The organism is Streptomyces sp. NPDC023157 (genome assembly GCF_055560575.1).
In genome coordinates this window covers 61,325-83,131 of record NZ_JBVHIL010000011.1, presented here as the reverse complement: position 1 = coordinate 83,131, position 21,807 = coordinate 61,325, and the positions used below count along the sequence as shown (strand labels likewise).

20 protein-coding genes and 1 pseudogene are annotated in these 21,807 nt (G+C 73.4%); 11 read left to right on the top strand and 10 right to left on the bottom strand.

The window, feature by feature from the left end; all coding sequences use genetic code 11:
• Nucleotides 1-10: 10 nt before the first annotated feature.
• Together ACZ3ZE_RS33280 and ACZ3ZE_RS33275 are read right to left on the bottom strand one after the other, a co-directional pair.
• Nucleotides 11-1,834, bottom strand: a complete 1,824-nt coding sequence (locus tag ACZ3ZE_RS33280) for an outer membrane protein assembly factor BamB family protein (RefSeq protein WP_467261732.1) — start codon at nt 1,832-1,834, stop codon at nt 11-13.
• Nucleotides 1,835-1,967: 133 nt separating this feature from the next.
• Nucleotides 1,968-3,773 (bottom strand): ABC-F family ATP-binding cassette domain-containing protein, encoded by a 1,806-nt coding sequence (locus ACZ3ZE_RS33275; RefSeq protein WP_361171811.1) that lies wholly within the window; start codon nt 3,771-3,773, stop codon nt 1,968-1,970.
• A 109-nt stretch (nt 3,774-3,882) separates the two neighbouring features.
• Between ACZ3ZE_RS33275 and ACZ3ZE_RS33270 the strand changes: the two genes are divergently transcribed.
• From ACZ3ZE_RS33270 to ACZ3ZE_RS33260, 3 genes are all read left to right on the top strand, one after another.
• Nucleotides 3,883-4,980, top strand: a complete 1,098-nt coding sequence (locus ACZ3ZE_RS33270; RefSeq protein ID WP_467261730.1) for a hypothetical protein — start codon at nt 3,883-3,885, stop codon at nt 4,978-4,980.
• Nucleotides 4,977-6,134 carry a hypothetical protein gene (locus ACZ3ZE_RS33265; protein WP_467261728.1) on the top strand — a complete coding sequence of 386 codons (1,158 nt, stop codon included), beginning with the start codon at nt 4,977-4,979 and terminating at the stop codon, nt 6,132-6,134. Before ACZ3ZE_RS33270 ends, ACZ3ZE_RS33265 begins: the two co-directional genes overlap by 4 nt.
• Before the next feature lie 171 nt (nt 6,135-6,305).
• Nucleotides 6,306-7,334, top strand: coding sequence for an SMP-30/gluconolactonase/LRE family protein (locus tag ACZ3ZE_RS33260; protein WP_467261726.1), 1,029 nt, complete (start codon nt 6,306-6,308; stop codon nt 7,332-7,334).
• Nucleotides 7,335-7,379: 45 nt separating this feature from the next.
• On the opposite strand, the gene ACZ3ZE_RS33255 is transcribed toward ACZ3ZE_RS33260, so the two are convergent.
• From ACZ3ZE_RS33255 to rsmI, 6 genes are all read right to left on the bottom strand, one after another.
• Nucleotides 7,380-8,282: a 4-(cytidine 5'-diphospho)-2-C-methyl-D-erythritol kinase gene (locus ACZ3ZE_RS33255; protein WP_363290762.1), complete on the bottom strand. Its 903-nt coding sequence runs from the start codon at nt 8,280-8,282 to the stop codon at nt 7,380-7,382.
• On the bottom strand, nt 8,279-9,151 hold the full coding sequence (rsmA, locus tag ACZ3ZE_RS33250) for a 16S rRNA (adenine(1518)-N(6)/adenine(1519)-N(6))-dimethyltransferase RsmA (RefSeq protein WP_361171796.1): 873 nt from the start codon (nt 9,149-9,151) through the stop codon (nt 8,279-8,281). The genes ACZ3ZE_RS33255 and rsmA overlap by 4 nt, the downstream gene beginning before the upstream one ends.
• Nucleotides 9,148-10,314: a ubiquitin-like domain-containing protein gene (locus ACZ3ZE_RS33245; protein WP_361171793.1), complete on the bottom strand. Its 1,167-nt coding sequence runs from the start codon at nt 10,312-10,314 to the stop codon at nt 9,148-9,150. Before ACZ3ZE_RS33245 ends, rsmA begins: the two co-directional genes overlap by 4 nt.
• 72 nt (nt 10,315-10,386) lie before the next feature.
• Nucleotides 10,387-11,256 (bottom strand): TatD family hydrolase, encoded by an 870-nt coding sequence (locus ACZ3ZE_RS33240; protein WP_467261724.1) that lies wholly within the window; start codon nt 11,254-11,256, stop codon nt 10,387-10,389.
• Nucleotides 11,257-11,348: 92 nt separating this feature from the next.
• Nucleotides 11,349-11,777: a hypothetical protein gene (locus ACZ3ZE_RS33235; RefSeq protein WP_363290764.1), complete on the bottom strand. Its 429-nt coding sequence runs from the start codon at nt 11,775-11,777 to the stop codon at nt 11,349-11,351.
• A gap of 139 nt (nt 11,778-11,916) precedes the next feature.
• Nucleotides 11,917-12,804 carry a 16S rRNA (cytidine(1402)-2'-O)-methyltransferase gene (gene rsmI, locus ACZ3ZE_RS33230; protein ID WP_361171784.1) on the bottom strand — a complete coding sequence of 296 codons (888 nt, stop codon included), beginning with the start codon at nt 12,802-12,804 and terminating at the stop codon, nt 11,917-11,919.
• 52 nt (nt 12,805-12,856) lie between these two features.
• On the opposite strand from rsmI, the gene ACZ3ZE_RS33225 reads away from it, so the two are divergent.
• From ACZ3ZE_RS33225 to ACZ3ZE_RS33200, 6 genes and pseudogenes are all read left to right on the top strand, one after another.
• Nucleotides 12,857-14,611 (top strand): dolichyl-phosphate-mannose--protein mannosyltransferase, encoded by a 1,755-nt coding sequence (locus ACZ3ZE_RS33225; protein WP_361171781.1) that lies wholly within the window; start codon nt 12,857-12,859, stop codon nt 14,609-14,611.
• A gap of 159 nt (nt 14,612-14,770) precedes the next feature.
• A complete protein-coding gene (locus ACZ3ZE_RS33220; RefSeq protein ID WP_361624848.1) occupies nt 14,771-16,411 on the top strand; it encodes a penicillin-binding transpeptidase domain-containing protein in 1,641 nt (546 codons plus the stop codon).
• A gap of 168 nt (nt 16,412-16,579) precedes the next feature.
• Nucleotides 16,580-17,068 carry a YbaK/EbsC family protein gene (locus ACZ3ZE_RS33215; RefSeq protein ID WP_361171774.1) on the top strand — a complete coding sequence of 163 codons (489 nt, stop codon included), beginning with the start codon at nt 16,580-16,582 and terminating at the stop codon, nt 17,066-17,068.
• Entirely contained in the window at nt 17,065-17,916 is an 852-nt protein-coding gene (locus ACZ3ZE_RS33210) for a DMT family transporter (RefSeq protein ID WP_361171771.1), read from the top strand. Before ACZ3ZE_RS33215 ends, ACZ3ZE_RS33210 begins: the two co-directional genes overlap by 4 nt.
• Nucleotides 17,917-17,994: 78 nt before the next feature.
• Nucleotides 17,995-18,123: pseudogene (locus tag ACZ3ZE_RS33205) on the top strand (GntR family transcriptional regulator); the annotation flags it as partial.
• Nucleotides 18,120-18,770 (top strand): YdcF family protein, encoded by a 651-nt coding sequence (locus ACZ3ZE_RS33200; protein WP_467261722.1) that lies wholly within the window; start codon nt 18,120-18,122, stop codon nt 18,768-18,770. The pseudogene ACZ3ZE_RS33205 and the gene ACZ3ZE_RS33200, both read left to right, overlap by 4 nt.
• Before the next feature lie 30 nt (nt 18,771-18,800).
• Here the strand turns inward: ACZ3ZE_RS33200 and ACZ3ZE_RS33195 are convergent, their stop codons facing one another.
• Nucleotides 18,801-19,151: a winged helix-turn-helix transcriptional regulator gene (locus tag ACZ3ZE_RS33195; protein ID WP_361171765.1), complete on the bottom strand. Its 351-nt coding sequence runs from the start codon at nt 19,149-19,151 to the stop codon at nt 18,801-18,803.
• A 77-nt stretch (nt 19,152-19,228) separates the two neighbouring features.
• Between ACZ3ZE_RS33195 and ACZ3ZE_RS33190 the strand changes: the two genes are divergently transcribed.
• Together ACZ3ZE_RS33190 and ACZ3ZE_RS33185 are read left to right on the top strand one after the other, a co-directional pair.
• A complete protein-coding gene (locus ACZ3ZE_RS33190; RefSeq protein ID WP_361171762.1) occupies nt 19,229-19,897 on the top strand; it encodes an NADPH-dependent F420 reductase in 669 nt (222 codons plus the stop codon).
• 195 nt (nt 19,898-20,092) lie between these two features.
• Nucleotides 20,093-20,608, top strand: coding sequence for an RICIN domain-containing protein (locus ACZ3ZE_RS33185; RefSeq protein WP_361171759.1), 516 nt, complete (start codon nt 20,093-20,095; stop codon nt 20,606-20,608).
• Here ACZ3ZE_RS33185 and ACZ3ZE_RS33180 read toward each other — a convergent pair.
• The gene (locus tag ACZ3ZE_RS33180; protein ID WP_467261777.1) at nt 20,605-21,768 is read right to left on the bottom strand and encodes a serine hydrolase domain-containing protein; all 1,164 of its coding nucleotides are present in this window, start codon (nt 21,766-21,768) and stop codon (nt 20,605-20,607) included. The genes ACZ3ZE_RS33185 and ACZ3ZE_RS33180 overlap by 4 nt on opposite strands.
• Between the last annotated feature and the right edge of the window lie 39 nt (nt 21,769-21,807).

Genomic DNA, 21,807 nt, shown 5'->3' with positions numbered 1-21,807 from the left:
GGGCGGGGCGTCACTTGCCGTACGCCATCATCGTCTTGGTCTCCTTCTCCTCCTTGTCGTTGGAGGCGGAGACCCGGCCCGCGGCGATCACGAAGGTGCCGTTCCCGTAGGCGTAGCCGGCGCTGTAGAAGGAGCTCTCGACCGTCGAGACCGCCGCCTGGTGCTGGAGCAGCACCTTCGGCGCGCCGCCCGTCGGGGCGAGGGCCGCGACCGCGCCGCCCGCGTCGTAGCGGGGCTCGATGTAGAGCAGCACGTCGGAGCCCTCCATGCGGAGCGGCTTCATCTGCTGCTCACCGGGGGCCTTGGAGCGCCACTTGGGCTTGCCGGTGTTCAGGTCGAAGGCGATGACCTCGTTCGGCGTGCCGTACGCGGTCTCCGTGGACATGTAGAAGCTGTTCGCGTCGGCGGCGACGCCGGTGCAGCCCTGCAGGTTCTTGCCGAAGACGACGAACGAGCCGCCGCAGCGGGGGGCGAACTTGTCGTTGCCGCCCTGGATCTGCGAACGCTCGGTGCCGTTGGCCTTGAGCGAGAAGATCGCCCACTTCTTCTGCTCGCGCTGGGTGGCGGAGATGACCAGCGGGTCGACCGAGTAGACCCGGTCCACCTCCCAGTCGGTCTGGAGCTTGAAGGTCCACTTGGGCTTGCCCGTGTTCGGGTCGACCTCGCTGACCGCCTGCGACTGCTTGTTCACGTCGCCGGAGGGGCACTTGGAGGCGGCGATCAGCTTGCTGCCGCCCGCGTACGCGAAGGGCTTGCAGCCGCTGGTCGGCGAGGAGAACAGCTGCCTGCCGTCGGTCAGCGAGAAGCCGTACGCGGAGCTGGAGCCGGCCGCGGTCACCGTGTTGCCGCTGATGGTGAGGGTGTTGTCGGAGAAGGCGAAGAGGCCGGTGGCCTTGGGGACGGCCTTCTTCCAGCCCGCCTTGCCGGTCTTGAGGTCGACCTGCTGCATCTGCGTGCACTTGGCGCGGTCGCCCGCGCTGTCGTTGTACGCGAAGACCATGACGCCGTCGGCGTTGGGCTCCGGCGGCGCGGCGCACAGCTCGAAGGGCACGTCGATGTGCCACTTGGCGGATCCGTCGGCCAGGCTGTAGCCGTCGATGCCCTTGTACATGGCCTTGACGACCGTGTCGCCGACGATCCACGGGCCGTAGACGTCGGCGCCGTTGCGCGGCAGGTCGACGTTGTTCTTGAGCAGCCAGTTGATCTTCGCCTCGCCGTCCTTGCGGCCGGCGTTCAGGCTCTCGTCGCCGTTCTCGCCGTCGCCGCTGCCGTCGCCCTCGTCGACGGAGCCCGTCGGCTTCGGGACGGTGGTGGTGGAGGTGGTCGGCTTGGCGACCGGGTCCTTCTCGTCGTCGCCGCTGAGCGCGAACCAGCTGACGCCGCCGATGACGAGGAGCGCGGCGGCGGCCGCGGCGACGATGACGCCGGGCTTGCCCTTGAACGGGTTCTTGCCGCCGCCCGGGGGCGGACCCTGCGGCACCGGGGCGTTCGGGTAACCGCCGTACGGGTTGGGCTGCTGGCCGTACGGGCCCGGCTGCTGGCCGTACGGGCCCGGCTGGCCCGGCTGCTGGCCGTACGGGCCGGGCTGCTGGGCGTACGGTCCCGGCTGTTGCGGATAGCCGTACGGGCCCGGCTGGGCGGGCGGCGGCGTCTGCGGGGCCTGCTGCGGGTACCCGTACGGGCCCGGCGGCGGCGTCTGCGGGGCCGGGGCCGGGGCCTGCGGAGCCTGCGGCGGGACCGGCGGTGCCTGCGGAGGCATCGGCGGGACCGCCGGGACGTTCGGGTCCGGAGCGCCGAAGCCCCCCGGCGGCTGGTTGCTGGGCGGCTGGGTCATCAGCGCTTCCCCCTTTTGTGAGCGGGTTTTCTTTCTACCACTCACCGGATGGCGCAAAAGTGACCGGTCCGCCCCTTGTTCCCAAGGGAGGACCGGCCCGTGATGACGTCGTTACTCGTCCTCTACGACATCTCTACGCGTCTTCGGCCAGTTCCAGCCAGCGCATTTCCAACTCCTCGCGCTCACCTGCGAGTTCACGGAGCTCGCTGTCCAGTTTCGCGACCTTCTCGAAATCCGTGGCGTTGTCCGCGATCTGGGCGTGCAGCTTGGTCTCCTTGTCGGACAGCTTGTCCAGCTGCCGCTCGACCTTCTGCAGCTCCTTCTTCGCGGCGCGCGCGTCGGCCGCCGACACGCCCTGCTTCGGCGCGGCGGCCGGGGCGGGGGCGGCCGGGACGGCGGCCTCGATCATCCTCCGACGGCGCTCCAGGTACTCGTCGATGCCGCGCGGCAGCATCCGCAGCGCCCGGTCGCCCAGCAGCGCGAAGGTCCGGTCGGTGGTGCGCTCCAGGAAGAACCGGTCGTGGGAGATGACCACCATCGAGCCCGGCCAGCCGTCGAGGAGGTCCTCCAGCTGCGTCAGGGTCTCGATGTCCAGGTCGTTGGTCGGCTCGTCGAGGAAGAGCACGTTGGGCTCGTCCATGAGCAGTCGCAGCAGCTGGAGCCGGCGCCGCTCGCCACCGGACAGGTCGCCGACCGGCGTCCACTGCTTCTCCTTGCCGAAGCCGAACTGCTCGCAGAGCTGCCCGGCGGTCATCTCCCGGCCCTTGCCGAGGTCGACCCGGTCACGGATCTGCTGCACGGCCTCCAGGACGCGCAGGGAGCCGGGGAGTTCGGTGACGTCCTGGGAGAGGTAGGCGAGCCGCACGGTCTTGCCGACCGTGATCCGCCCGGCGGGCGGCTGCGCCTCGCCGTCGGTGCGGGCGGCCTCGGCGAGGGCGCGCAGCAGCGAGGTCTTGCCGGCGCCGTTGACGCCGACCAGGCCGATGCGGTCGCCGGGGCCGAGCTGCCAGGTGAGGTGCTGGAGCAGCGTCTTGGGACCGGCGGTGACGGTCACGTCCTCCAGGTCGAAGACGGTCCTGCCGAGCCGGGCGTTGGCGAACTTCATCAGCTCGGAGGCGTCGCGCGGCTCCGGGACGTCCGCGATGAGCGCGTTGGCCGCCTCGATCCGGAAGCGCGGCTTGGAGGTACGGGCCGGGGCGCCGCGGCGCAGCCAGGCCAGCTCCTTGCGGACCAGGTTCTGCCGCTTGACCTCCTCCGTGGCGGCGATCCGCTCGCGCTCGGCGCGGGCGAAGACGTAGTCGGAGTAGCCGCCCTCGTACTCGTACACCGCGCCGCGCTGCACGTCCCACATGCGGGTGCAGACCTGGTCGAGGAACCAGCGGTCGTGGGTCACGCAGACGAGCGCGGAGCGCCGCTCGCGCAGATGCCCGGCGAGCCAGGCGATGCCCTCGACGTCGAGGTGGTTGGTGGGCTCGTCGAGGACGAGCAGGTCCTGGTCCTCGATGAGCAGCTTGGCGAGTGCGATCCGGCGCCGCTCGCCACCGGAGAGCGGCCCGATCACGGTGTCGAGCCCGTTCTCGAAGCCGGGCAGGTCGAGCCCGCCGAACAGCCCGGTGAGCACGTCGCGGATCTTGGCGCTGCCGGCCCACTCGTGGTCGGCCATGACGCCGATGACCTCGTGGCGGATGGTCGCCGCCGGGTCGAGCGAGTCGTGCTGCGTGAGCACCCCGGACCGCAGCCCGCCGCTGTGCGTGACGCGCCCGGTGTCGGCCTCCTCCAGCTTCGCGAGCATCCGGATCAGGGTGGTCTTCCCGTCACCGTTGCGCCCGACGACACCGATCCGGTCCCCTTCGGAGACGCCGAGCGAGACGCCGTCGAGCAGCGCACGCGTGCCGTACACCTTCGTGACGGACTCGACATTGACCAGGTTGACGGCCATTTCACTCCTGTACCGGGGGATCGATCGACTTTCCAGAGTAGACGGGTGGGACGGGTGGGATAGCGTGCGGTGATTCGTTCGCGGTCGCGTACAGGGGCGGGGGCCTGGGATGGACAGCTCGGCATGGGCACGGTTCCGGCGGCACCGGTGGCTGCCGCAGGCCACTCTGGTGCTGCTGGCGGCGGCGCTGATCACGGGCTTCGTGCTGGTGCGGGCCGAGTTGCGGGCGCGCCACAACGCGGACGCCCTGGCCCGCGCCTGCGGCGGGGTGCTGCCCCGGGACGCGGTGCGCGGTCTGCTCCCCGACGCCCACTGGTGGGACGAGCGGAGCGGCCCCGGACCGCGCGGGCTCGTCTCCTGCGGCGTGGGCGTCGACGAGCCCGGCGGGGACGAGGACGTCCGGCTCGACGTGGCGGCGACCCCCGTCCTGGAGACGCCCCTCCAGGGCGTGACGGTCGAACACGTCTCCGGCGACCCCGAAGCGCGCACGCCCCGCTGGGCCGACGATTACCGGCGGGCCGACGCCACGACCACGGTCGCCTGCCCGCGCGGGCTGCCCGGGTACGCCCGCCCCGTGACGGCCTTCCGCGTGTACGGGACCCTGTCGACCGTGGGCGACGCCGCGCCGCCCGGCTGGCTCACCCGGATCGGCGAGGCCGTCGCGGCCGTCGCGAACGACCTCCGCGCCGCCCACCGCTGCGGCGGCTCCCCCGTACGCCCGGCCGACGTGCGGCCCGTCCCGCGCACCGAGCCGGACTCCGACGCCGACGCGAAGGACACCCGGGCGGCCTGCGGCTGGTTCCGGCCCGCGTACCTCGGCCCCGGCTGGCAGCCGACCGGGCAGCCCGACCGGGGCGCCACGCACCCCGGCGCCCGCGCCTGCGTCAGCGAGGGCCTGAAGGGGCGGCAGACCCTCGGCGTGACCTCCGCGAGCTGGTGGGGCGAGCTGCTGCCCGAGGTGCGCACCGAGTACGGGCACGAGCTCGCCGTCGCGGGCCGGGGCTCCGCGCCCCGCGCGGACCGGCGGGCCTACACGGTCGCCGCCTGGGCCGAGGCCCGCTGCGCCGACGGCCCGGCCCTGCACCGGGTGAGCGTGACGGGCAAGGAGCGAGATGGCCTCGCGGACCGGGCCGGGGCGCTGCTCGGCCGCTACCTGGAGGCGGCGCACTGCCGCGACACGAAGACGCTGGGGACGGTGTGGAAGTGAGCACGGACACGGCACCGGGACCGGCCCCGGAGACTCCGGACCCGTCCCGGCGGCGCGGCAGGCTCCGCCTCGCGGCCGGCCTCACCGGCGGCGCGGCCCTCTTGGCGGGAGCCCTCTTCTGGGTCTCGGGCGGCTGGGACGCCTGGCGCCACGACGGCGCCCTGGACTCGGCGTGTGACGGGACCCTCGCGGCGGGCCCGGTGCGGGAGCTGGTGGGCGGGGCCGAGGTCACGGCGGACATCCGGCGCGACCGGATCGGCTCGTGGTGGCAGTGCCGGGTGACGGAGGTCGACGCCGACGACGCCGACGACGCCGACGACGGGGCCGGGCGGATCGACCTGCGGGTGACGGTGAGCGAGGCGGGGGACCGTCTGTTCGACATCGACGCGTCCCGCACCGACGCGCCGCTCGGGCACGGCTGGACCGGCGGCTTCGCCTTCGACCCCGACCGGGAGAACGCCGACCAGGGGGACGCCACCGCCACGCTGCTGCTCGACTGCCGCGGGAAGCGGGGCGGCGGGCTCACCGCCGAGGTGCGGGCGCGGACCGACCGCCTCGACTTCGGCCGGCCCGAGGCCCGGGCGCGGCTCACGGCCGTGCTGACGGGGACGGCGACGGCCTACGCCCGGCAGACCGGCTGCGAGGCCGTCGAGGGCGGGCCGGTGACGGAGGTCGGGGTCTCGGCGACCGCCTGGGACCACGAGCCGTTCGGGACGGTGTCGGGCAGTTGCGCCGGGATCGTGGACGCTGCGACGGCCGGCCGGTGGGGCGTGCGCACGGCGGTGGAGACCGCGCCGGGCCCGAAGCCCGTCGAGGGCTGCGTGCTCGGCGGGCTGCGGGGGGCACCGCTGTACGAGTTCACCGCCTCGTACGGGGCGGGCCTGGACTGGGCCACGAGGGAGCGGCTGGAGGACCGCACGGACGACAGGAAGGGCGACGCCCCCGACGGCGGCTACCTCCTGTGGGCCGCGTGCCCCGGCGGGACGAAGCGGGCCGCGTACACGGTGAGCACGCCCGGCCGCGCCTACGAGACCAGCGAGCTGGCCCTGGACCACCCGGGGCTGCGGGCCGCGCTCCAGCGCTTCGCCGCCCGCTCGGCGCAGGCCCACGGCTGCGGGCTGCCGGGCACCGGGCGGGTGTACGACGCGGGCTGAGGAGCGGCTCCCGGCCCGCGCACGCGTGCGAACGGAGTGCTCTTCTCGGCCGCGCGGGCGACTCCGCGGCCCCGGCTGCCGGGGCGATGGGCGGGCGGTCCGTCATCTTCGTGGGGGTTTGGGACGGTCACGCGTCCGAATCCGCGTCCGCTTCCCCCCGAGGAGAGAACCATGGTCCGCATCCCCCGCCTGGCCGCCGCCGTCGCGGCCGCCTCCGCCCTCACCGTGCTCGCCGCCGGACCCGCCGTCTGCGCCGGCGACCCGACCGTGACCGATCCGCACGTCCTCGCGCACTTCGACTTCGCCGCGGGACAGACCCCGGAGAACATCGCCCTCGAACCCGACGGCTCGGCCGACCTCACACTCGCCTTCGCCCGCCAGGTCGCCCGGGTCGACCGGCACGGCGGCACCCGGATCCTCGCCACCCTGCCCGCCGTGGCGAACCCGCAGACCCCGGTCCTCGGCGCCGCGATCGTCACGGGTCTCGCCCGGGCCGAGGACGGCACCCTGTACGTCAACTACGTCACCGGGACGCCCGAGACCGGCGTCTGGCGCATCGCCCCCGACGGCAGCGCCCCCGAGCAGATCGCGCAGCTGCCCGCCGACGGCCTCCCCAACGGCCTCGCCCTCGACGAGGACTGCGGCACGCTCTACACCGCCGACTCGGCCCTCGGCACGGTGTGGCGGGTCCCCGTGGACGGCGGCGAGCCCACCGCCTGGGCCACCGGGGCCGCGCTCGAACCCACCCCGCAGCTCCCCTTCGGCGCCAACGGCCTCAAGCTGCACGACGGCGCCGTCTGGGTCTCCAACACGGCCCACGGGACGCTCCTGCGCATCCCCTTCGGGCACGAGCACGAGCACGAGCACGGGCACGGGCACGGGCAGGAGCCCGGCCACGGGCACGACCGGACCGCCGGCCCCGTCGAGACCCGGGCGACCGGGCTCACGGCCATCGACGACTTCGCTTTCACCGGGCACGGCGACACGGTCCTGGCCGCCCTGAACACGGTGCACGAGCTCGCTCTGGTCCGCGCCGACGGCAGCCACAAGACGGTCCTCACGGCCAAGGACGGCCTGCAGAACCCGACCTCCGTGGCCGTGCACGCCAAGAACGTCTACGTGAACAGCGCGGCCTTCTACGTCCAGCCGAACCCGGACCCGAACCTGCTGCTCGCCCGGATCTCCAAGAACAAGGACTAGCGACCGGCGACCAGCCGCTAGTCGCTAGCCGCTAGCCGCTAGCCGCTAGCCGAGGACGGTCGCGCCCGGTGCCGGGGAGGTCGCCACGCGGGCCGCGCGGCAGGTGCCGGAGGCGGTCAGGGCCGCCGCGACCGTCGCGGCGGACTCGGCGTCCTTCACCAGGAACGCGGTCGTCGGGCCCGAGCCGGAGACCAGGGCGGCCAGCGCCCCGGCGGCCGTGCCGGCGTCCAGCGTCGCGGCCAGCGAGGGCCGCAGCGACAGGGCGGCGGCCTGGAGGCCGTTGGCGAGGGTCCCGGCGAGGGCGGTCGTGTCGCCGGTGCGCAGGGCGTCGAGCAGGGCCGGGGAGGCGACCGGCTCGGGCACCTCGACGCCCTCGTTGAGGCGGTCGAACTCGCCGTAGACGGCCGGGGTGGAGAGCCCGCCGTCGGCGACGGCGAAGACCCAGTGGAAGGCGCCGCCGACCGGCAGCTCCGTCAGCCGCTCGCCCCGGCCGACGCCGAGGGCGGCCCCGCCGACCAGGCTGAACGGCACGTCGCTGCCCAGCTCGGAGCAGATCTCCAGGAGTTCGGCGCGCGGGGTGTCCAGGCCCCACAGGGCGTCGCAGGCCAGCAGGGCGCCCGCGCCGTCGGCGCTGCCGCCGGCCATGCCGCCCGCGACGGGGATGTCCTTGGCGATGTGCAGGTGCACGTCGGGGGCGATGCCGTGGCGGGCGGCGAGCAGTTCGGCCGCGCGGGCCGCCAGGTTGGTGCGGTCGAGCGGCACCTTGTCGGCGTCGGGGCCCTCGCAGGTGATCGTCAGACGGTCCGCGGGGGTGGCGGTCACCTCGTCGTACAGGGAGACGGCGAGGAAGACGTTGGCCAGGTCGTGGAAGCCGTCGGGCCGGGCGCCGCCGACCGCGAGCTGCACGTTGACCTTGGCGGGGACCCGTACGGTGACGGCGCCGCTCACGCCTTGGCCTCCGCGATCCGGGCGAACTCCTCGACCGTCAGGGCCTCGCCGCGCGCCTGCGGCGAGATGCCCGCCGCCACCAGGGCCGTCTCGGCCGCGGCGGGCGAGCCCGCCCAGGTCGCGAGGGCGGCGCGCAGGGTCTTGCGGCGCTGGGCGAAGGCCGCGTCGACGACCGCGAAGACCTCCCGCTTGGAGGCGGTGGTCTTCACCGGCTCGGTGCGCCGCACCAGCGAGACCAGGCCCGAGTCGACGTTGGGGGCGGGCCAGAAGACGTTGCGGCCGATGGAACCGGCCCGCTTGACCTCCGCGTACCAGTTGGCCTTGACCGACGGCACGCCGTACACCTTGTTGCCGGGGCGGGCGGCGAGCCGGTCGGCGACCTCGGCCTGGACCATGACGAGGGTCCGCTCGATGGTCGGGAAGCGGTCCAGCATGTGCAGCAGCACCGGGACGGCGACGTTGTACGGCAGGTTGGCGACGAGCGCGGTGGGCGGCGGGCCCGGCAGCTCCTGCACCTGCATGGCGTCGGAGTGGACCAGCGCGAAGCGGTCCTGCTTCGCCGGCATGCGGGCGGCGATGGTGGACGGCAGGGCGGCGGCGAGGATGTCGTCGATCTCGACGGCGGTCACCCGGTCCGCGGCTTCGAGGAGCGCGAGGGTGAGGGAGCCGAGCCCGGGTCCCACCTCCACGACCACGTCGTCGGGGCGCACCTCGGCCGTGCGGACGATCCGCCGGACCGTGTTCGCGTCGATGACGAAGTTCTGGCCCTTCTGCTTGGTCGGGCGCACGCCGAGGGCGGCGGCCAGCTCGCGGATGTCTGCGGGGCCGAGGAGGGCGTCGGGACTGTCGGGTCCGGTGGTGGTGCTCACCGGTACAGCCTACGGCCGCAGTGGGGCCACGGAGTCGCCCCCCGGGTCACGTACAGCTTCTTCGCCCGGAAGGTCTGCTCCGCGGCGGGGGCGTTCTGGGCGACCCCGCTGCCGCCGAGCGAGCGCCAGGTGCCGGGGTCGAACTGGTAGAGCCCGCCGTAGGTGCCGGACGGGTCGACGGCGCCGGGGCGCCCGCCGGACTCGCAGGCGGCGAGCGCGCCCCAGTTCAGGCCGTCGGCCCCGGCGACGGAGGTGGGCAGCGCGCGGGTGCCGATGCGGACCTTCTGGGTGACGGGCTCGCGGACGGTCTCCTCGCCGGTGCGGCGGGGCCGCTGCCGGACGCCGTTGACGGTGCGCAGGCTGTACGTGACGCGGCGGACGCCGGGGACGCCCTGCCGTTCGACGAGCTCGGTCCCGGCGAAGAGTCCGGGGTCGCGGACCCGCTCGACGGCGTACGGCACGGGCTCCTCGCGGACCTCCTGGCTGCCGGTGATCCGCAGCACGGTGACGGTCTGCCCGTCGCGCGGGAAGGAGCCGGGCGGTACGGAGGTGGTGTCCTGCCCCGAGAGGGTGAGCCCGGCCTCCTCGACGGCCTCGCGGACGGTGGCCGCGTTGGTGCGGACGGTCCGCTCCCGGCCGTCGGCGAGGAAGGTGACGGTCCGCTCGGTGCGCACGTCGAGGGCGAGGCCCTGCCGGGAGATGGGCGCAGAGCGGGAGGCGGAGAGGTAGGCGCCCTCGGCGCGGACGCCGAGCTGGCGCAGGGCGCCGTCGACGGTCCGCGCGGTGGTCCACACCTGGCGGCGCTGCCCGTCGAGGGTGAGGGCGACGGGCCGCCCGTACCGGACGACGACCTCGTCGCCGCTGGCGAGGGCGGCGGCGGGGGCCGGGGCGACGATGTCGTGGTCCCCGACGGCCAGGCCCTCGTCGGCGAGCAGTTCGTCGACGTCGTCGGCGAAGGTGTGCAGGGTGCGCGGGACGCCGTCGACGGAGAGCCGGACGGCCTTGTCCTGGGCGACGAAGGCGGTGGTGCCGCCGGCGAGGAACGCGACGACGAGGGCCTGCGGGAGGATCCGCCGCAGCCCCTCGCCCGTGACGGGGGACGCCTTGCGCCGCCGGGCGGCCCGACGGGCGCCGGCGCGGTGACCGGACTGAGGGGTGCTCACGAGGCCGGGACCCTAGTCCCGTGCGTGCTCACTCTCCAAAACGACCCGGCTACCTTGCGTAACCGTTATGGATCAGTAATCGAAGGCGCGGGCCGTGTTCACGGCGATCGCCCCGGCCAGCTCGTCCTCGCCGATGCCGCGCACGGCCGCCATGGCCCGGACGGTGACCGGGATCAGGTACGGGGCGTTGGGGCGGCCCCGGTAGGGCGCGGGGGTGAGGAAGGGGGCGTCCGTCTCGACGAGGACGAGCTCCAGCGGGGCGACGGCGAGGGCGTCGCGCAGCGGCTGCGCGTTCTTGAAGGTGACGTTGCCTGCGAAGGACATGTAGTAGCCCTTGGCGGCGCAGATCTCGGCCATCTCGGCGTCGCCGGAGTAGCAGTGGAAGACGGTCCGCTCGGGGGCGCCCTCCTCGTCGAGGACCCGCAGGACGTCGGCGTGGGCCTCGCGGTCATGGATGACGAGGGCTTTGTTCCGGCGCTTGGCGATCTCGATGTGGGCGCGGAAGGAACGCTCCTGCGCGGCCATGCCCTCGGGGCCGGTGCGGAAGTAGTCGAGGCCGGTCTCGCCGACGGCCCGCACGTACGGCAGGGCGGCCAGCCGGTCGATCTCGGCCAGGGCCTCGTCGAGCGCGGCGTCGCCGCCGGGAGTGCGCGCGCCCTGGCGCGACCAGCCGTCCGGGTCACCGAGGACGATCCGGGGCGCCTCGTTGGGGTGCAGGGCGACGGCCGCGTGCACCTGGTCGTACTGGGCGGCCGTGTCGGCGGCCCAGTACGAGCCCTTCAGGTCGCAGCCGACCTGGACGACCGTGGTGACGCCGACGGCGGCGGCCTTGGTCAGGGCCTCCTCGACGGTGCCGGACTGCATGTCGAGATGGGTGTGCGAGTCCGCGACCGGGACCAGCAGGGGCTCGGGCAGCGGCGGCGGGGCGTCCTTGGAACTCATGGCCCCGATCGTACGAGGGCCATGAGTCCGCCCGCCAAGGCTTACCGCCGGGCGCCGAGGCTTGTCGCCGGGCGCCGGGCCTCACCCCCGCGCTAGCGCCGGGACCGGAAGGGGTGCAGCAGGTCGGAGAGGTGCCAGTGGTGTGCGGGCTTCTCCTGCCCGGGACCGCCCGGAGCGTCCTCCGTGAGCTCCTGGCCGATCGGTCCCGCGATGGACACCGGCTTGGTCGACTTCGCACCGTGGCCGTGCCGTTCGGCGGCGGCCATCAGGTCGAGCACCGAGGACACCTGTCCCGAGCGCATGATCCGCACGACGTGACCGCCGCAGTTCATGCAGGTCGGGCTGGACAGCGGGGACGGGACCCGCTCTCCGTCGGCCTTGTAGACGATGAATTCGTGACCCTTGGCGTCGACGTGGTGCTCTATCTCGTACGCCTGCTCCCAGCCATAGCCGCATCTCATGCAGGCGAAGGCGTACGCCTCGTGTGCGACGGGCGTTCCGGTGCCGGTGATCTCAGTCATTCCAGCTCCTCTCCACTGGTCCAGTGGACGCCTTTTCCGGCCGGAGCGCATCAGTGGCGGAAAAACCATGGACGCTCTTTGGCGTTTCCTTGCCCTAAGAGGCTTCGGAGGGGCCCGCCGCCGGGTTCCGCTTTGCCTTTCAGATTAGTCCTTTACCGTTTCCGGGGCCTGCCGCCGCCGCATTCTTTGCCGCCACCACGGCATCGAACACCTCACGCTTGGGAAGCCCCGCCTCGGCCGCGACCGCGGCGATGGCCTCCTTGCGCCGCTCCCCCGCCTCCTCGCGCACCTGCACCCTGCGCACCAGCTCCGCGGCGTCCAGTTCGGCGGGCGCGGCCTCCGGGGCGCCCTCGACGACGACGGTGATCTCACCCCGTACGCCTTCGGCCGCCCAGGCGGCCAGCTCGCCGAGCGGGCCGCGCTTGACCTCCTCGTACGTCTTGGTCAGCTCGCGGCAGACGGCGGCCCGGCGGTCGGCGCCGAAGACCTCGGCCATCGCGGCGAGCGTGTCGTCGAGCCGGTGCGGGGCCTCGAAGTACACGAGGGTCCGGCGCTCGTCCGCGACCTCGCGCAGCCGCCCGAGCCGCTCGCCCGCCTTGCGCGGCAGGAAGCCCTCGAAGCAGAAGCGGTCCACGGGCAGCCCGGAGAGCGCGAGCGCGGTGAGCACGGCGGACGGGCCCGGCACGGCCGTGACCTTGATGTCCTGCTCGACGGCGGCCGCGACGAGGCGGTAGCCCGGGTCGGAGACCGAGGGCATCCCGGCGTCCGTGACGAGCAGCACCCGGGCCCCGCCGACGAGCGCCTCGACCAGCTCGGGCGTCCGGGCGGACTCGTTGCCCTCGAAGTAGGACACGACCCGGCCCGTGGTGTGGATGCCGAGCGCGCGGGTCAGTCCGCGCAGCCTTCGGGTGTCCTCCGCGGCCACGATGTCCGCGTTCTCCAGTTCGGTGGCGAGCCGTGGCGGTGCGTCCGCGATGTCGCCGATGGGGGTCCCTGCGAGTACCAGCGTTCCTGTCACACGGGTCATCCTCCCAGCCCGGACAGGCGACGCGCACAGGCGCGTTCCCTACGATGGCGCGGTGACCAGTACCGCACCCGAGGCCCTGGAGGGTCAGCACCCCGTGGCACCCACCGTGGCAGAGCCCTCTTCGTGGCAGCGGCGGCTGCGGCAGTTCGGCTACCGGCCGGACACCAAGGGCGCCCTGTCCGTCGGCCTGCGGGAGCGGCTCGTGCCGCCGTACGCCCGTCCCTCGGAGCGGCTGTGGTCGCTGCTGACGATCGGGCCGGCCGCCGCCGACCGGATCTGGCGCGCCGCCGCCTGGGCCGGACCGCTGCTGGTCGCGCTGGTCGCGGGCGTGCTGCGGTTCTGGAACCTGGGCAAGCCGCACGCGGTGATATTCGACGAGACGTACTACGCCAAGGACTCCTGGGCCCTGATCAACCAGGGGTACGAGGGGGCGTGGCCGAAGGACATCGACAAGACGATCCTGAACGACCCCGGCGCGGTCCTCGTGCCGACCGACCCCGGGTACGTCGTGCACCCGCCGGTCGGCAAATGGGTGATCGGCATCGGCGAGAAGCTGTTCGGCTTCGAGCCGTTCGGCTGGCGTTTCATGGTCGCGCTGCTCGGCACCCTGTCGGTGCTGATGCTGTGCCGGATCGGGCGGCGCCTGTTCCGCTCGACGTTCCTCGGCTGCCTGGCGGGCGTGCTGCTCACCGTGGACGGCCTGCACTTCGTGATGAGCCGCACGGCGCTGCTCGACCAGGTGCTGATGTTCTTCGTGCTGGCGGCCTTCGGCTGCCTGGTCGTCGACCGGGACAAGGCGCGGGCCCGGCTCGCCGCCGGCCTGCCCGAGGACGATCAGGGCGTGCTGCGGCCCGACGCCTCGGTCGCGGAGACCCTGCGGCTCGGCTGGCGCCCGTGGCGGCTCGCGGCCGGCGTGATGCTCGGCCTGGCGGCCGGCACCAAGTGGAACGGGCTCTACATCATGGCCGCGTTCGGCCTGATGACCGTCCTGTGGGACCTCGGCGCCCGCCGCACGGCCGGCGCGATCCGCCCGTACACGGCGGTCCTCAAGCGCGACCTGCTGCCGGCCTTCGTCTCCGTCGTCCCGGTGGCGATCGGCACCTACCTGCTCTCCTGGACCGGCTGGATCGTCACCGACAAGGGCTACTTCCGCCACTGGGCCGCCGAACAGGACAAGCTGAACGGCGGCGGCACCTGGGGCTGGCTGCCGGACTGGCTGCGCAGCCTGTGGCACTACGAGACCGAGGTCTACAAGTTCCACGTCGGGCTGAACTCGCCGCACACCTACGAGTCCAACCCGTGGAGCTGGATCGTCCTCGGCCGCCCGGTCTCCTACTTCTACGAGTCCCCCGCCCCCGGCCAGAACGGCTGCCCCGCGAGCGCGAGCGACAAGTGCGCCCAGGAGGTCCTGGCCCTCGGCACACCGCTGCTGTGGTGGGCGGCCTGCTTCGCGATCCTGTACGTGCTGTGGCGCTGGGCGTTCCGCCGCGACTGGCGCGCGGGCGCGATCGCCTGCGGCATCGCGGCCGGCTGGGCGCCGTGGTTCCTCTACCAGGAACGCACCATTTTCCTTTTCTACGCGGTGGTGTTCGTCCCGTTCCTGTGTCTCGCGGTGGCGATGATGATCGGGGCGATCGTGGGGCCGGCGGGTTCCTCGGAAAGACGGCGCACTTTCGGGGCGGTGGCCGCCGGAGTGCTCGTTCTCCTCATCATCTGGAATTTCATCTATTTCTGGCCCCTGTACACCGGACAGGCGATCCCCATTCAGGGATGGCGGAACCGGATGTGGCTCGACACCTGGGTGTAGCGCCCCCGCGACGAGACCGGCGTGACCGGGGCAGCGGGAAACACCGTGACCGGGGTAGCGGAAAACAGACGGTCCGGTCGCTTTCCGGTAACGACCGTCCCCGCTGTCACTCCTGCCCCCTAGGCTGCCTGGGCCAACCTGGGGGAGGGAGTCGCAGTCATGCGCAGTGGTGTGAAGGTCGCGGTCGTCGGCGGAGTGTTCGTCGTCGTGGCGAGCGGGGTCGGGTACGGGGGATACAACCTCTGGACCGGGATCACCGGGGGATCCGACGGGGTCGGCACACGCTCCGACTCCGCGCCGAAGACGGGGCCGGTCACCCCGGAGGAGGTGACGCGGACCGCCCAGCACTTCCTCTCTGCCTGGGCGAGCGGTGAGTCCGACCTGGCGGGGCAGGCCACCGACAACCCGGCCGACGCCCAGCCCTCGGTGCTGAACTTCCGCGAGGCCGCCAAGCTGTCGGCCCTGACGATCACCCCGGGGCCCGCGGCGGGCACGACGGTGCCGTTCACGGTGCAGGCCACCGTCACGTACCAGGGCGTCTCCAAGCCCTGGACGTACACCTCGCAGCTCACCGTGGTGCGCGGGGCCACCACCGGACGCCCGCTGGTCGACTGGAAGCCGGCCGTGCTGCACCCGAAGCTGACGTCGAAGTCGGCGACGATCCGCACGGGCGCGGCGACCAGCGGCGAGATCGAGGCCGTCGACCGCGAGGGCCGGGTCCTCACCGCCCAGAAGTACCCTTCGCTCGGCCCGGTCCTGGACCAGCTGCGCGCGCGGTACGGGTCGACGGTGGGCGGCGAGCCCGGCATCGAGACCTACCTGGACTCCGGCGCCGGAGGAGACCGGAACACCACCCTGCTCACCCTCGTCAAGGGCAAGCCGGGGAAGCTGGAGACGACGATCGACGCCGAGGTGCAGGCGGCGGCCGAGAAGGCGGTCGCCCGGTACGGCACGGCCTCCGTGGTCGCGGTGCAGCCCTCGACCGGCGCGGTACGGGCCGTCGCCAACAGCCCGGCCAACGGCTTCAACGCGGCCTTCGAGGGCAAGAAGATGCCCGGCTCCACGATGAAGATCGTCACGGCGGCGCTGCTCCTGGAGAAGGGCCTGGTCAAGGCCGACCAGACCGCCGAGTGCCCGCCGACGGCGATGTACTACGGCCGGACGATCAAAAACCTCGATGGCTTCTCCCTGGACGGCGCGACCTTCGGCAAGAGCTTCGCCCGCTCCTGCAACACGGCCTTCATCAAGAAGATCGACGACGTCGGCGACGACTCCGCGCTGGGCAAGGAGGCCAAGGAGGTCTTCGGCATCGGCCTCGACTGGAAGACCGGCATCCGGTCGGTCGACGGCTCCGTCCCCGCCGCGACCGGCGGCGAGGCCGCGGCCCAGTACATCGGCCAGGGCACCGTCCAGATGAACCCGCTGAACATGGCCTCGATCACGGCCACGGCGAAGAACGGCACCTTCCGGCAGCCGTACCTGATCGCCAAGGACGTGGACGCCCGCGCGTTCGCCACGGCCGAGCGGACGCTGCCGTCCTCCGTGGCCCGGCAACTGCGCGCCATGATGCGGCTGACGGCGACGGCGGGCTACGGCACGGCGACCGGCGTGATGTCCACGGTCGGCGGCTCCGACAAGGGCGCGAAGACGGGTTCGGCGGAGGTCGACGGCCAGACGACCTCGGACTCCTGGTTCACGGCGTTCTCGGGCGACCTCGCGGCGGCGTCGTTCGTCGAGGGCGGCGGACACGGGGTGGACGCGGCGGGCCCGATCGTGGCGAAGGTCCTGAACGCTGGGTGAGGCCCCGAGGCTCTGCACACGGGCTGAGGCCCCGAACACGGACTGAGGTCTGGGGCTCTGGGGCTCTGGGGCTCTGGGGCTCTGGGGCTCTGGGGCTCTGAAACACAGGCTGGGGCAGCGCGTAACCCGGTCGCATGCCACGTACACGTACCGATAGCGTGACGGCCCATGACGACGTCACACGCCGATGCCCACCCCCAGTTCGCCGCCGCCCTGAAGGAGTTGGGCCTCGACGTCGAGGTCCGGCGCTTCCCGGACGAGACGCGGACCGCGCAGCAGGCCGCCGAGGCCATCGGCTGCGCGGTCTCGGAGATCGTGAAGTCGCTGATCTTCGCCGCGGACGGGGTGCCCGTGCTCGTCCTCATGGACGGGGCCTCGCGGGTGGACGTGGAGCGGGTCCGGGAAGAGCTGGGCGCCGCGCGGGTGACCCGCGCCGACGCGCGACTGGTCCGGGAGACGACGGGCTACGCGATCGGCGGCGTCCCGCCCTTCGGGCACCGCACCCGCACCCGGGTCCTCGCCGACCGCGGGCTGCTCGACCACGCGGTGGTGTGGGCGGCGGCCGGCACCCCGCACACCGTCTTCGCCCTCGACCCCAAGACGCTGGTCGCGCACGCGGGCGGCGCGCTGGTGGACGTCCGGGAGCGCACGGCGTGACCCCGCTCGTCGTCACGGCCGTGCTGATCGCGGCGGTGACGCACGCCAGTTGGAACGCGATCGCCGCCCGCATCCAGGACCAGCTCCTCTCCTTCACGCTGATATCCGGCGGCGGCGCCCTGATCGGCGCCGTCACCGCCTGCTTCGTGCCGCTGCCGGCCGCCGGGGCGTGGCCGTACCTGGTCGCATCGGCCGCGCTGCACGTGGCGTACTACGCGCTGCTGATGAAGTCGTTCGCACTCGGCGACTTCGGCCAGATGTACCCGATCGCCCGGGGCACGGCGCCGCTCGTCGTGACCCTGCTCGCCGCGGTGTTCGTCGCCGAGATCCCGTCCGCCGAACAGCTCGCGGGCGTCGCGGTCGCCTGCGCGGGCCTCACCGGCCTCGCCCTGTGGGGCATCCGCGGCAAGGGCACCCGCCCGCACTGGCCGGCCCTGCTGGCGGCCGGCGCGACGGGCCTGTCCATCGCCGCGTACACGGTCGTCGACGGCGTCGGCGTCCGCGCCTCGGAGACCCCGCTCGGCTACATCGCCTGGCTGATGCTCCTGGAGGGCCTGGTCATCCCCGCCTACGCCCTGCACCGCCGCCGCGCCGCCCTGGCCGCCCAACTCCGCCCGTACGCCGCCCGAGGCCTCCTCGGCGCCGCCCTCTCGGTCGGCGCCTACGCCCTCGTCCTCTGGGCCCAGACCAAGGCCCCCCTCGCCCCGATCGCCGCCCTGCGCGAGTCGTCCATCATCGTGGGCGCCGCCATAGGCGCCCTCCTCTTCAAGGAACGCTTCGGCGGCCCGAGGATCGCGGCGGCGGGGCTGATGGTGGTGGGGATCGGGTTGATGCTGTACGCGAGTTGAGGGGACCGGTACGGTCCGGGCCGCGCCCGGTCAGGCGGCGCCCGCCCCAGGAGTGACGCCGAGCTCGGCCCACACCACCTTGCCCGGACCACGTACACGGCGGACGGCACCGTCGTCGAGTTCGCCATCGGCGTCCACGCGGCCACCCGGTTCGCCTGGACGTACGACTTCAAGGTCCCCGACAGCGCGGACGGGGAGGCCCGGTGATCTCCCGGCAGGACTGGGACGACGCCCGGCTGCTCTGGGACTTCCAGCAGATGGGCCACACGCCGCGCCCCTGCTCGGTCGCGATCGGGCTCGGCAGCCACGACCTCGGCGTGGCCGATGTGACGGTCTCGCTGTACCGGCGCGGGATGGTGCCGCTCATCGTCTTCACCGGGGCCACGAGCCGGACCACGCGGGACCGGATGCCCCGCGGCGAGGCCGAGCACTACCGCGAACGGGCGGTTGAGCTGGGGGTCCCCGAAGCGGTGGTTCTCGTCGAGCCCCTGGCGTGCGACACCGGCGAGAACATCCGCTTCTCGCGGGAGCTGCTTGCCGAGCGTGGCGTCGCCGTGTCGTCGGTGCTGCTCGTCAGCAAGCCGTACGAGGAGCGCCGGGCGTACGCGACGGCGCGGAAGCTGTGGCCGGAGGTCGAGGTCGTCAGTGCGTCCTCGCCGATGGCGCTCGTGGCGTATGTGGATGCGGTCGGGGACGCCCGCCTCGTCCTCGACATGCTCGTCGGGGCGGTTCAGCGGCTGATCGTCTATCCGGCACGGGGGTTCATGATCGAGCAACAGATCCCCGACGATGTCGTCGCGGCCTACGAGCGCCTCAGGGCCCAAGGGTTCACGAGCCGGATCGTCCCCGCCTGAGCGAGAGTTCGCGGCATGAGGCCCGAAGCCTCAACCGCCCGCCGCTTCCTGCGCGGCCATCACCTCGTCCCCGTGGGCGAAGGCCCAGGCGCCCGCGGCCTCGATGGGGGCCAGGAAGGTGCGGCCCAGCGGGGTGAGGCGGTACTCGACGCGGGCCGGTGCGGCCGGGTCCGTCCGGCGGTCGACCAGGCCGTTGAACTGCAGTCTGCGCAAGGTCTCGGTGAGGACCTTGGAGCTGATCCCCCCGATGCGCTCCCGGAGTTCGACCGGGCGCAGGGGGGCGTCGCGCAGGGCCCAGAGGACCACGGCGTTCCAGGTGTGGGAGAGCAGGTCGAAGGCGAGGCGGGCGCGGCAGTCGGCGAGGAAGGTGTCGGTCGTCACGTACCGAATGGTGCCCGAGCGGCCCTCTAGCGTCGGTGTGAACGAGGCAATCCGGCTTCGAGGAAGGGATGTTGGGGATGCGGATCGGTGTGCTGGGGACGGGGAACATGGCCGACGCGCTCGGCGGGCACTGGGTGCGGGCCGGGCACGAGGTGACCTTCGGCGGGCGGGACGTGCGCCGGGCGGAGCGGCTCGCGGCCCGCGTCGGAGGCGGCGCGCGGGCCGGAGGGCTGCGCGCGGCCGTCGACGCCGGTCAGGACGTGGTGCTGGTCGCGCTGCCGTTCGGGGCGGGGGCCGAGGTGGTGCGGGGGCTGCGTGCGGGGCTGGCGGGCGCGGTGCTGCTCGACTGCTCCAACCCGGTCGGGGCGGGCTTCCGGCTGCTGACGGACGGCGGGCTGTCGGCGGCGGAATCGCTGGCCGCGGCGGCGCCGGGGGCGCGGGTGGTCAAGGGGTTCAACCTCTGCCACGAGGATGTCTGGCGCATGCGACCGCCCGTCTTCGACGGCCGCCCGCTGGCCGTGCCGCTGTGCGGGGACGACGGGGCGGCCCTGGAGCGGGTCCGGGAGCTGGTGCGGGACGTGGGGTGCGAGCCGGTGGCCGCGGGAGGGCTCGAACGGGCGGCGCTGCTGGAGGCGACCGCCGCGCTGTTCATCGGACTGTGGGTCGGCGAGGGGGCGGACGCCCAGGCGATCGCGCCTCCGCTGGCCTACGCGGCGGGGGCGGGCGGGGCGGGTGGGACCGGATGAGGCGGGCAGGGCGGCGGTCGGTCGGTTCAGCCGGTCGGGGCGGTACCGGAGTTCGGGGCATTCCGGGCGGTCAAACGGAATGCTCACTCCACATCCCAAACTCGACGACAAGACCCTTATCGGCCACCTATCTTCCTGATCAAGATCGCGTACGCCGCTCCGCGCCGCGTGCGCCTGCCTACGAGGGAGATCAACATGATCAGGTCGCGCATCCTGGGCTCCGCCCTGGCCACCGTCACGCTGACGGCCACCGCGCTCGTCGGCTCCGCCTCCACCGCCTCCGCGGTGTACGTGGAGCCGCAGCCCGCCTTCCACCTCACGAACGCCTACGGCGGCAAGTGCGTCGCCGTGCAGGGGACCGAGAACCACGCCATCCCGTTCGCCTGGGACTGCCTGGACTACGCCGACCAGTACTGGATATTCGACGACACCAACGCCCCGACCCCCGGCGTCTACCAGCTCAAGAACCGCAACAGCGGCAAGTGCCTCGTCGTGCAGGGGAACGAGAACGGCACGGTCCCGATCCAGTTCGAGTGCCTGAACTTCGCCGACCAGTTCTGGCAGAAGGTCGCCACCGACAACCCGGACGTCTTCAAGCTGAAGAACTTCAACAGCGGCAAGTGCCTCGCGATGCAGGGCGCCGAGATCGACCGGAACCCGTTCCAGTACGACTGCGAGGACTACGCCGACCAGGGCTGGTACATCCGCTAGAGCGCCGCCCGCACCGCCCGCACCAGGGCCTGTGCGCGCGGGTCGGCCGTGACCGTCTTGCGCATGCCGTTGGTGACGTAGCCGAAGGCGATCCCGGACTCGGGGTCGGCGAAGCCCAGCGAGCCGCCCCGGCCCGGGTGGCCGAAGGAGCTCGGGCCGAGCAGCGGCGAGGCCGGGCCGTGCAGCATGTGGCCGAGGCCGAAGCGGGTGCCGACCAGCAGCACGCGGTCGGTGCCCGCCGACTCCTCGGTACGGGCCAGGGTCAGCGTCGCCGGGGCGAAGAGCCGCGCCGCGCCGTCGACCGGGCCGAGCGTCGCGGCGTAGAAGCGGGCGAGCGCGCGGGCCGTGGCGACGCCCGCCGAGCCGGGCAGTTCGGCCGCCCGGTACACCGGGTCGTTCTCGTCGGGCGCGGGCTCGATCACCCCGAAGGCCCGCCGGGTGAGCGACCGCGGGTCCTTGTACGCGTCGGAGACCGCCCGCTTGGGGCGCAGCCTGAGCGCCCCGCTGTCGGCGGGCTCCCGCTCCTCGACCGGGCCGAGCCGTCCGACCCGGTGGGCCTCGGCGTCGGGCAGGCCTATCCACAGGTCGAGGCCGAGCGGGGCGGCGATCTCCTCGGCCACCCAGCGGCCGATCGTGCGGCCGGTGGCCCGGTGGACCAGGGCGCCGAGCAGCCAGCTGAAGGTGTGGGCGTGGTAGCCGTGGGCCGTGCCCGGCTCCCAGACGGGCGCCTGCGCGGCGATGGCGGCGGACGCCGTCGGCAGGTCCACCGCCTCGGCCAGGGTCAGCGGACGGTCGAGGACGGGCACGCCCGCGCGGTGCGCGAGCAGCTGGCGCACGGTCACCCGCTCCTTGCCGGCCGTCTTGAACTCGGGCCAGTACGCGGCGACCGGGGCGTCCAGGTCGAGCTGCCCGCGCTGGTGGAGCAGCAGCGGCACGGCGGCGGACACGCCCTTGGTGGCGGAGCGGACGACCTGCGCGGTGTCCACCGCCCAGGGGTCGCCGCCCTCGACGTCCTTCGTGCCGGCCCACAGGTCGACGACCTTCGCGCCGTCCCGGTAGACGGCGACGGCCGCTCCCCGCTCGCCGCGCTGTTCGAAGTTGCGCAGGAACGCGTCCCTGACCGGCTCGAAACCGGCCTCCACCGTGCCCCGGACGTCCACCTGACCCACGCTTCCTCTCGTCGTTCGATCCCCCGCGAC

Coding starts and splice junctions, on each gene's coding strand:
- rsmI (WP_361171784.1), bottom strand. CDS start 12,804: ATGACCCGTGTGACAGGAACGCTGGTACTCGCAGGGACCCCCATCGGC.
- ACZ3ZE_RS33270 (WP_467261730.1), top strand. CDS start 3,883: ATGGACAGCTCGGCATGGGCACGGTTCCGGCGGCACCGGTGGCTGCCG.
- ACZ3ZE_RS33220 (WP_361624848.1), top strand. CDS start 14,771: ATGCGCAGTGGTGTGAAGGTCGCGGTCGTCGGCGGAGTGTTCGTCGTC.
- ACZ3ZE_RS33275 (WP_361171811.1), bottom strand. CDS start 3,773: ATGGCCGTCAACCTGGTCAATGTCGAGTCCGTCACGAAGGTGTACGGC.
- ACZ3ZE_RS33215 (WP_361171774.1), top strand. CDS start 16,580: ATGACGACGTCACACGCCGATGCCCACCCCCAGTTCGCCGCCGCCCTG.
- ACZ3ZE_RS33235 (WP_363290764.1), bottom strand. CDS start 11,777: ATGACTGAGATCACCGGCACCGGAACGCCCGTCGCACACGAGGCGTAC.
- ACZ3ZE_RS33280 (WP_467261732.1), bottom strand. CDS start 1,834: ATGACCCAGCCGCCCAGCAACCAGCCGCCGGGGGGCTTCGGCGCTCCG.
- ACZ3ZE_RS33185 (WP_361171759.1), top strand. CDS start 20,093: ATGATCAGGTCGCGCATCCTGGGCTCCGCCCTGGCCACCGTCACGCTG.
- ACZ3ZE_RS33240 (WP_467261724.1), bottom strand. CDS start 11,256: ATGAGTTCCAAGGACGCCCCGCCGCCGCTGCCCGAGCCCCTGCTGGTC.
- ACZ3ZE_RS33190 (WP_361171762.1), top strand. CDS start 19,229: ATGCGGATCGGTGTGCTGGGGACGGGGAACATGGCCGACGCGCTCGGC.
- ACZ3ZE_RS33260 (WP_467261726.1), top strand. CDS start 6,306: ATGGTCCGCATCCCCCGCCTGGCCGCCGCCGTCGCGGCCGCCTCCGCC.